The organism is Pseudomonadota bacterium (assembly GCA_039196715.1).
Taxonomy (GTDB): domain Bacteria; phylum Pseudomonadota; class Gammaproteobacteria; order CALCKW01; family CALCKW01; genus CALCKW01.
The window spans coordinates 26,349-36,048 of sequence record JBCCUP010000046.1 but is presented as its reverse complement, the minus strand read 5'-3'; the positions used below and the strand labels follow the sequence as shown (position 1 = coordinate 36,048).

Below are 9,700 nucleotides of genomic sequence, written 5' to 3'. Positions count from 1 at the left end.
TGCTAATCCAAGAAGGATAGACCCAAGAGCAAAGGATATCAGGATCGTTGGCGGCATTAGCCCAGCGAAGAATTCATCCCAAAGGTTCGAGAAGTAAAAGCCGCCTTCGGCGTCCTTGCTATAAATTGGGCGCGACAGGAACGCCAACAGGATCACGAATGCTGCAAAAACGCTGGACCATATTGGAAAGCTGTCGCCTTCGCCCAAGTTCGCTGCAATCATGTAAAGGTGAAACAGAACGGCAATTGGTAAAGTGATCCTGAGTACCGTGAGGTTTCTGTAGGCCGCATAAGCCACAGCCAAAGTGATCAACAAAATGAACAGGCCGGCAAAGGGCACGGTACCGGCGAATGCTCCTCCAAGCCCAAGACCAAACACGCGGCATACTGTGAGGATGCCGAGACAGATCAAGGCAACCTCAGCCCCGTAGAACTTGGACGTTTCCGGTTGGTCTTCGTCTGCCAGGATGGGTCCCAGGCTGGGGTTCAGCCAGCACCTGCCCAGCGTATAGAGCAGATAGAGTGACGCCAAAAGCGCCCCCGGGATAAAGGCGCCACGGAAGAGATCGAGCGTAGAGACCTCCAAAACTGGCCCCATCACAATCAGCATGATCGACGGCGGGATCAGAATGCCGAGCGTACCGCCCGCCGTGATCGTACCGGCCGCGAGTTTCACGTCGTAGCCGGACCGGCTCATCGTGGCGCCCGCCATGATCCCCAACAGGGTGACCGACGCGCCGACGATGCCCGTCGCGGCGGCAAAGATTGTGGACACGATAAGCACAGCGATAAAGAGCGCCCCGCGCACACGGGCCATGATCATCTGGATTGAGGCAAAGAGCCGCTCCATAAGTCCGGCACTTTCCATCACGATGCCCATCAGCACGAAAAGCGGGACAGCCATCAGCTGATCGTTCAGCATGGTGGAGTTGGTGTTCAGCGTCATGAGCAGCGTTGTGAGCTTGAAGTTCGCGCCCCAGATGCCAAAGACGAAGGCTAAAAAGATCAGCGTGAACGAAATCGGGAACCCGATGAAAATCACGAACAGCATTGCGCACAGCATTATCAGCCCGATGATGGGTTTGCTGAGTTCCGGGCGCGCAGACATCATTTCGGTGAACTGCGCGCCGCCCGGCACCAGATCGGGTGCAAAGATCGCCAGTGAAAGCCATATCAGAGCGATCAGATAGATTGGCAGGGCGCGTACGAACCAGCGTTCGCGTTCTTTACCCATCTTGTGAAAAGCCCGGAAAATCTCGGGAAGACCTTGCAACAGCAGGAGGAACCCTCCGATGGGCATGGCCAGACGCGCGGGCCAAAGGATGGGTTGCCACGCGCGGTCCAGCGCCAGACGCTCGCCGGTTTCGTACGCGAGGTACCTGTATTGGGCAGACACCACGGTGAAAAAGATCATCGACGGGATGAAAAACAAAAGATACGCCACGGCGTCGACGGTGGCCTGTGTCTTGCTGCTCCAGTTGCGATAGAGAAAGTCGGCGCGGATATGCACGCCGCGCATCAGGCCATAGCCGGCCCCTGCCATCCACAAGACGCCAGCGATCATGCGGCTGAGGTCATAGGCCTGCAATGTCGGGCCAAGGCCCATGCTGCGGGCAAATTCCTCGTAGCCTGCGTTTTGCAAGATGATGAAGCTGTTGCGCGAGAAAACCTCCCATACAACGATGGCGATCAGGGGGACCATCATCAGCGCGATTATCTGACCGGCGCGGTAGTTGATCACGTCGATGGCCGCAGTGATGGGGCGCTGCCATGCCGTCATATCCTCTGGCGTTTCGCCCGGCGCTTCGGCCCGTCGTTCGGCGATCAGTTCGTCCGCGATTTCCAGATCTTCCGGATTTGGTTCGTCGGCTGCCATGTGGTTGTCCCTCCCATGGACGCGGATTTGTAATCCACGCTCTTATTGTCGAAACGTCTGTCGAAGACGCTTTGAGAATAAGAACGAACGGGCCCCGCTTGAGGGCCCGTTGCAGATATCTTTTACTTCATCGTGTCCGCAAAGGCGCGTCCAAGGCTTGCATTTGAGGTTTGCGCACCGGCCCAGAATGGGACGGCAACTTCCGCAAATGCTCTTTGTGACGCCCAGACCTCGGCAAAGAATTCGTTTTCAGCCACTGCTGCTTCCAGAGCCTTGGTTGCGGCCGCCGAATACTCGGTAAAGTAGTCCGCAGGCGTGTCTTCCAGAATAACGCCATGTACGTCCGTCAGTTCCTTCAGCGCCTTGCCGTTTTCAAAGATCCGATAGGACAGCGACTTGGAAAGCGATGCGTTGGCAGCCACTTCCAGTGCTTTCTGCTCGGCCTCGGTCAGGCTGTCATAGAAATCGCGGTTCACATACATGTCCGCGTTCACGGTCACCTGGTGCAGGCCCTGCAGGTAGTAGTGCTTCAGGACTTTCTGGAAACCGAACACGGAGTCGGGTTTCGGGCAGCACCACTCGGCCGCGTCGATGGTGCCTTTCTCGAGAGCGGGCAGGATGTCACCGCCACCCATGGCAACCGCAGGCACACCGATTTCAGCGTAGGCCGCACCGACCATGCCCGGCGGCGCACGGAAACGCAGCTTGCGGAAGTCGTCCATGGACTTGATCGGCTCGGGGAACCAACCGAGGGCTTCCGGGCCAACGGGCTGGAGCATGAAGCCCTTGACGTTGACGCCCATTTCGTCCCACAACCGGTCGTACAGTTCCTTGCCGCCGCCGTACTGGAACCAGCTCAGGAAGGCGATGTTGTCGAGGCCGACACCGGCGCCAGCAACGGGTGCACCGAACAGGTTGGCTGCAACGTGCTTGCCGCCCCAGTAGTGTGTCCAGGCAAAGCCGCCTTCGACGAGGCCGGCATCGACAGCGTCGATGATGTCACGCGGTCCGACAACGGCACCGGCGGGCAGCACTTCGATGGTGAGTGAACCGTCGGTCAGCGCTGCGACGTCCTTGCCGAATTCCTCGAGCATGACGACTTCGTCGGCCGAGTTCGGCAGGACCGACTGGATGCGCAGGACCTTGTCCGCCATGGCAGGCGATGCCATGAGGGTCAAGGCTGCTGCTGTAGCAGCGATGTGTTTGAGTTTCATGTCAACTCCTCTTGTTGAAAGAACCTTCGTGATGTGTTTTGCCGCGAGGCTGAAGGCAGCACCTCGAAGCTTATTGGTCCGACGTTCCACGTCAGCGGCGCTGGCGGGAACCGGCAGATTGCTTAAATGAGACCAACGGTCTCGATCGTACTCTCATTCGACGTGAAGTGACAGAACTATATTTCAAGTTCTTGATTCATTCTGGGCTTCGCTTCCGGTTTCTGCCCCTGCCGGTTGCGCCACGGTGGTCGGGTGGGCAGTTCGACGGCTCGAATTCGGCCGAACGGGGCCCAGCGTTGCGTGTCCCGCAGCCGGCGGCGGTCGGTCGAGCGGGCCGCGGGCGAGGTCGAGGCCGGGGATGGTGGGACCGGCGGCCCCTCGTTGGCCGGCCGGCGGAGCGGCGCTTGCGGGTACGCTGACGGGATGCGAAGGTCGGCGCTCGCCACCCGAGCCCTGACTGCCATGCCGATCGACCTGACCGACCCCTACCTGCTCTACATCGACGGTGTGTTCAGCGAGGGCTCACTCGGCGCGACCGCGGACTCGCTCGACCCGGCCACGGGCGAGCCTTGGACGCAGTTCCCCCTGGCCGGACCATCGGATGTCGACACCGCCGTGGCCGCCGCGCGGCGTGCACTCGACGACCCGCTCTGGTGTGGCCTCAGCGCAACCGCGCGCGGCAAGCTGCTGCACCGACTCGCCGACCTGATCGAACGCGATGCCGGGGCGCTCGGCGAAATCGAAACGCGCGACAGCGGCAAGCTGGCTGCGGAGACGCGTTCGCAAACGGCCTACGTCGCCGACTACTACCGGTACTTTGCCGGCCTCGCGGACAAGATCGAAGGCGCGGTGCTGCCGATCGACAAACCCGACATGCACGTGTTCACCACGCCGTTGCCAGTCGGTGTCGTGGTCGCGGTGGTGCCCTGGAACGCCCAGATGTTTCTCACCGCGACCAAGCTCGGGCCGGCCCTGGCCGCCGGCTGCACCGTGATCATCAAGGCCTCCGAGGTGGCCCCGTGCGCGATGCTGGCCTTTGCCCGTCTGATCGACGAGGCGGGCTTCCCGCCCGGCGTGGTGTCGGTGATCACCGGCGACGCACCGTCGTGCGGCGCGCCGCTCACGTCACACCCGGACGTGGATCGCATCGCCTTCACCGGTGGACCCGAGACGGCGCGCCACGTGGTGCGCAACTCCGCCGACAACTTCGCCGTCACGACCTTGGAGCTCGGCGGCAAATCGCCGATCCTCGTCTTTGACGACGCCGACCTCGACAGCGCTGCCAACGGCCTGATCGCCGGCAATTTCGGCGCGTCCGGCCAATCCTGTGTTGCCGGCAGCCGCGGCCTGATCCACCGTCCCATCCTCGCCGACATGATTGAACGCATTCGGAGCAAAGCGGCGGGCATTGTCGTCGGGCCCCCGCTCGATCCGGCGACCCACGTCGGCCCGCTGTGCACCCTGGCTCAGGTGGAGCGGATCGAACGCACGCTGGAGCAGGCGGTCGCGCAAGGGGCGGTCATCCATCTCGGGGGCGCGCGACCGGCGGGGCAGTCGGGGCACTACTTTGAACCGACGCTGGTCGAATGCCGGACGCCGGAGACCGAAACCCTCAAGACCGAACTGTTCGGGCCGGTCATGTCGCTCTTGCCGTTCGACGACGAGGCCGACGCGATCCGACTTGCCAACGACAGCGACTTCGGGCTCGGCTCGGGCATCTTCACGCGCGACCTGGCTCGGGCGCACCGTGTCTCGGGTCGCCTGCGGGCGGGGATCTGTTGGGTGAACACCTACCGTGCTATTTCGCCGATCGCGCCTTTCGGGGGGTTCAACCAATCGGGCTACGGGCGCGAGGCGGGCCTGGCGTCGGTGCTCGACTACACCCGCACGCGCACGACCTGGATCAACACCGCCGACACACCCATGGCCAATCCGTTTGTGATGCGATGAATTGACCCGTTTGGGTCAGGCTGGCGGCTCAGGTTTTCGGGTGACTTGACCGCCACAGACCGTAGAGACAGGACCCGCGCTGCGACGTGAAAACCGTTGTAGTGCTTTATTACTACGGACTGACCCATGCGCTCACCCCTCTTGCTGACAGCCCTGCTGGCGCTCACGCTGCACGGCTGCGCCACGCAACCCACGGTCGCCGACGGCGCACTGGCTGATTCCGCGCACCCCTACGACGGGTGGTGGACTGCGCAACTGCAGACCACAACCCGCCAGCAGAAAGCCGGAAACTGGATCATCACCTGCGATGACATGGCGGGCGAGTTCGCCTTCGAAGTGGTCGAGTCCGTGGTGCACATGAGCCTGCTCGGCGAAGAGGTAGCCCAGCCCCTGAGCCGTGGCGGCAAGTTCACGCTCGAGAAAGACACCGCCTACGCGTTTGAGGAAGCGCCATCGTCCGACAGCGCGCTCAACCGCGGCGGTGTCACGCTTGTCATCAAGGGAAAGCTCGCCGGCGCCAACCCGCGCGGCACGCTGACCGAGCGAATCGAGCAGCTCTGGGGCGGGTGCCGAACCAAGATCCGCTACGTGCGTGACGCAGGCGCAGAGGAGCAACAGGGGTGATTCGGGACGTGCTTGCTCGCACGCTTCGCGGACTCGGCGTGTCTCTCAGCCTCGTGATCGCCGGCTGCGCGACCGTGCCTTCCAACACCGCCGTGCAGCGCTCGCTGTTCACCGACGCCTCGCCTGTGACGGTGAGGCCGGAGGTGGATCGGCTGATTGATGTCGCCCGGGCGGCTGTCGAGCGCCGGCTCCGCGTCGACCTTGCGCACGTCGACGTGCACGTGGTCGACAAGGACACGATGGCGGACTGGCACCGACGCTCGGTCACGCGCGGGTTTCTGAGCCAATTCGACCAGCGTCACCTCGACCGTCTGGCGGACGACTTCGTCGAGGAGCGACTCGACAGCGTGCTGGCCTTTTACGACGAGACCGATAAAGTGATCGTCTACGACGCCGTCAACGTCGCGAACTACGTGGCGTCCCTCGCCGAGGCGGGCGTGTCGGAGCGGGACGCGCTGTTGCCGCTCTTCATCCACGAGTGGGTTCACGCCGCCGACGATGTGCGCGTCGACTTTTCAGGATTGCAAGCCCAGTACGGCGGCAACAACCTTGCCTTTTCCGCCGTGTTTGAAGGCCACGCCGAACTTCTTGCCAAGACCCTGTGCCGGCAGCTCGACTGCGAGCACGGTTTCGCGGTGGCTGCGAGCTCGTTCCGGCACCGCAACCGCGGCTATGCCACGCTGGACGTGCTGCCCGGGCGAAGCGGCAACAGTTCGACGCTGCGCTACCTTGAGGGGCGCCGGTACCTCGAGCGGATGGTGCGTATGCCGGAGGGGCAGGCGCTGGTGGAGGCCACCTTGCGTCAACCGCCGCGCGACGCGGTCAGCATCTTCGCGGCGGACCCGCGCCCGGACACGCACCGGGAACAGCAAAACCAGGCCTTGCAGTCGGCGCTGTCGCGTTTCGAGTTTCCCCTGAAAACCGGTGACTGGGTGCAGTTCGCCGGCAACCCGGTCGACGCCAACGCCTTCCCGACCAACGCCACGCGGCGTGAGCAGGTGGTGTCCTCGCGCCTGCGCATCGTCGAAGGTGCTGCCGAGACGGTGTTTTACGAGCAGAGCGGCGACCGCCTGGATCCGGTGGAGCTGCGGGTCACGCGCACCACCTCGGCCGAAACGGCACAGCACTTCGCCGCCGAAGCGGCCAGCGCGTTTCGGCGCCAGTCCGGCAGTGTGGTGGGTGCGAGCCTCAGTTTGCGCAATCTCAGGGCCGAGCAGACCGAGATGAGCACCGCCCGACACGGCGTTGATGGGGTGATGTACGAGGTCAGTGCGCACCTGTACCAGCGTGGCGAACGCGTCGGCGTGCTGAATTTCACTGCAACGGCAAGTGCCGACTACGTGTTTGAAGTGGTCAGCGGTGTGCCGGTTGGCATGCACGCGGCAGCGGTCCGCGCGGGACGTGCGTTTCTGCGTGACCTCGTCGACGGCGCGGCCTGAGTGACAGGGCGCGGGGTGCCCTTCGCACGGCGCTGGGCCCGCTCGGACACCAACTGACCAACCGACCGTGCAAACCCGAATACGACAGGAGCGACACCCATGGCAGCCCGACTGGCCGCGTTGGCCGTTTTGATCACGACGGTGTCCGGGTGTGCGACCACCGACCCGGTGGTTCACCACGACGTGCAGGGTGCGGTCATCGCACACCCCTTCGACGGCTGGTGGACAGCCGAGCTCGGCGGCACACCGCGCACGCAGTTCGCAGGCGACTGGGAATTGACCTGTCAGGACATCGAAGGGGAGTTTGCCTTCGAAGTGGTGGAGTCGGTCGCCCAGATCAACCTTCTGGGTCAGTACGTCGAACAGCCGGTCGATTCGCGGGGTCGCTTCGAGTTGCGCCAGGGCACCGAGTACGCGGTGACCGAGGCGCCGAGTTCGGACGAGTCGCTCGCCGACGGGGGCATCACGCTGATTCTCAAGGGCGATCTGTTGCGTTCGCGCCCGCGCGGTAGCCTCACGCACCACATCGCCGAGATCGATGCTGGCTGCCGGACCGGCATTGCGTTTCGCCGGGAGCAGTCGACAGGCTGACCCACCTCGCGGCGCGCCTGCGGTGACGGCGCTGCCCTCGCGGCGGGGTGAACCCGCGCCCACGCACTGAACCAGCGGCTCTGTGGTACGCTCGGGCTCCGCCTACCGGAGTCGTGTGCACGCGGTTGTGTGCACGCGTCGGAGACCCCCGCCCGCATGCCGTCGCCCCTCGTGTCCATCACCGACCTCCGCGTCGAATTTCCCACGTCCAAAGGCACCGTTGTCGGTGTCGACGGGGTGAGTTTCGACGTCAACGAAGCCGAAACGGTGTGCATCGTCGGCGAGTCGGGGTCGGGCAAGTCGGTCAGCGCGCTGTCGCTGATGCGCCTGGTCGAGTTTGGTGGCGGCGATATCGTGCGCGGCGACCTGAACTTCCGGCGGCCGAACGGCGAACTGCTGAACATGCGCTCGGCCGACCAGGAGACGCTCTACACCGTGCGCGGCGGGGAGATCGGCATGATCTTCCAGGAGCCGATGACCTCACTGAACCCGGTGTTCCCGGTCGGTTGGCAAATCGCCGAGAGCCTGCGTGTGCACCGGGGCATGAGCCGCGAGCAGGCCGACGAGCGCACGGTGGAGATGCTGCGCACCGTCCGCATCCCGGAACCCGAACGGCGCCTGCGTCAGTTCCCGCACGAACTCTCCGGCGGCATGCGCCAACGCGTGATGATCGCCATGGCGCTCGCGTGCGAGCCACGCTTGCTGATCGCCGATGAGCCGACCACCGCACTCGATGTGACCATTCAGGCGGAAATCCTCGACCTCATCCGCGGGCTGAAATCGGATTTCGGTTCGGCCGTGATGTTCATCACGCACGACATGGGCGTGGTTGCCGAGATGGCCGACCGCGTTGTGGTGATGTACCGCGGCAAGAAGGTCGAAGAGGGGCCGGTTGAGCAGATCTTCGACGCGCCCCAGCACGCCTACACCCAGGCACTGTTGCGCGCCGTGCCGCGGCTTGGCGCCATGCGCGGCCTCAGCAAACCCGAGCCGATGGCCTTGCTGGACGCCGACGGCGCCGTGGTAGCGCGCGAGTCGAACACCGCGGCGGACGCCCGGACACCGACCGAGACCGCCGCCGAATCGGCGGATGCGCCGCTGTTGAAGGTCGAGGGCCTGGTGACACGCTTCCCGGTGCGCAAGGGCTTGCTGCGCCGTACGGTCGGCCACGTGCACGCGGTGGAGGGCGTGTCTTTCGAGGTCAAACGCGGTGAGACTCTGGGGCTGGTCGGGGAGTCGGGCTGCGGCAAATCGACCGTGGGCATGTCGCTGCTGCGGCTGGTTGAGCCGACCGCGGGCCGTGTCACGCTCGACGGCGTCGACCTCGCGAGCCTCGACAGCACGCAGCTGCGCGAGCAACGCCGTGACATGCAGATCGTTTTCCAGGACCCGTACGCGGCGTTGAACCCGCGGCTCACCGCATTCCAACAGGTCATCGAACCGCTGCAAAACTACAAGATGGGCAGCGGCGCCGCGCTGCGCGAGCGGGCCAGCGAACTGTTCCGTCGGGTTGGCCTCGGCGACGAGCACCTCGACCGCTTCCCGCACGAGTTCTCCGGTGGCCAGCGCCAGCGCGTGTGCATTGCGCGCGCGCTCGCGCTGTCGCCCAAGCTGATCATTGCCGACGAGAGCGTCTCGGCCCTCGACGTGTCGGTGCAGGCACAGGTGGTGAACCTCTTGCTCGAGCTGCAAGCCGACCTCGGCATCAGTTTCGTGTTCGTCTCGCACGACATGGCGGTGGTCGAACGCGTGAGCCACCAGGTGGCGGTGATGTATTTCGGTCGGATCGTCGAAATCGGCCCGCGTGCCGCGGTGTTCGAGAACCCGCAGCACGCCTACACGCGCGAGTTGCTCTCGGCTGCGCCGGTGCCGGACCCGCGCCGGCGCAAGCCGCGCAAGGCCGACCCCCGCGTGGCGCCCAACCCGATTCACCCGGTCGGTTACCAACCGCCGCCCACGCTCTACGAGGAAGTGTCGGCTGGGCACTTCGTCGCCACCTCCCACTGA

At 64.3% G+C, this 9,700-nt stretch carries 7 protein-coding genes; 5 read left to right on the top strand and 2 right to left on the bottom strand.

The annotated features are described in order from the left end of the window. Positions 1–1,875: TRAP transporter large permease subunit (locus AAGA11_15180; protein MEM9604209.1), on the bottom strand; the 1,875-nt coding region annotated here is incomplete at its 3' end. Between the two features lie 122 nt (positions 1,876–1,997). After that, positions 1,998–3,089: a TRAP transporter substrate-binding protein gene (locus tag AAGA11_15175; protein MEM9604208.1), complete on the bottom strand. Its 1,092-nt coding sequence runs from the start codon at positions 3,087–3,089 to the stop codon at positions 1,998–2,000. 462 nt (positions 3,090–3,551) lie between these two features. On the opposite strand from AAGA11_15175, the gene AAGA11_15170 reads away from it, so the two are divergent. The 5 genes from AAGA11_15170 to AAGA11_15150 all read left to right on the top strand — a co-directional run bounded on the left by AAGA11_15170 (position 3,552) and on the right by AAGA11_15150 (position 9,700). Continuing rightward, positions 3,552–5,039 carry an aldehyde dehydrogenase gene (locus AAGA11_15170; protein MEM9604207.1) on the top strand — a complete coding sequence of 496 codons (1,488 nt, stop codon included), beginning with the start codon at positions 3,552–3,554 and terminating at the stop codon, positions 5,037–5,039. A 126-nt stretch (positions 5,040–5,165) separates the two neighbouring features. Continuing rightward, positions 5,166–5,663: a hypothetical protein gene (locus tag AAGA11_15165; GenBank protein MEM9604206.1), complete on the top strand. Its 498-nt coding sequence runs from the start codon at positions 5,166–5,168 to the stop codon at positions 5,661–5,663. Between the two features lie 38 nt (positions 5,664–5,701). Next, positions 5,702–7,102 carry a hypothetical protein gene (locus tag AAGA11_15160; protein ID MEM9604205.1) on the top strand — a complete coding sequence of 467 codons (1,401 nt, stop codon included), beginning with the start codon at positions 5,702–5,704 and terminating at the stop codon, positions 7,100–7,102. A gap of 99 nt (positions 7,103–7,201) precedes the next feature. Further along, positions 7,202–7,693 (top strand): hypothetical protein, encoded by a 492-nt coding sequence (locus tag AAGA11_15155; protein ID MEM9604204.1) that lies wholly within the window; start codon positions 7,202–7,204, stop codon positions 7,691–7,693. A 156-nt stretch (positions 7,694–7,849) separates the two neighbouring features. Beyond that, positions 7,850–9,700: an ABC transporter ATP-binding protein gene (locus tag AAGA11_15150; protein ID MEM9604203.1), complete on the top strand. Its 1,851-nt coding sequence runs from the start codon at positions 7,850–7,852 to the stop codon at positions 9,698–9,700.

What these genes read in the sequence shown, in the direction of transcription:
- AAGA11_15175 (MEM9604208.1), bottom strand. Translation starts at nt 3,089, where the DNA reads ATGAAACTCAAACACATCGCTGCTACAGCAGCAGCCTTGACCCTCATG.
- AAGA11_15170 (MEM9604207.1), top strand. Translation starts at nt 3,552, where the DNA reads ATGCCGATCGACCTGACCGACCCCTACCTGCTCTACATCGACGGTGTG.
- AAGA11_15165 (MEM9604206.1), top strand. Translation starts at nt 5,166, where the DNA reads ATGCGCTCACCCCTCTTGCTGACAGCCCTGCTGGCGCTCACGCTGCAC.
- AAGA11_15155 (MEM9604204.1), top strand. Translation starts at nt 7,202, where the DNA reads ATGGCAGCCCGACTGGCCGCGTTGGCCGTTTTGATCACGACGGTGTCC.
- AAGA11_15150 (MEM9604203.1), top strand. Translation starts at nt 7,850, where the DNA reads ATGCCGTCGCCCCTCGTGTCCATCACCGACCTCCGCGTCGAATTTCCC.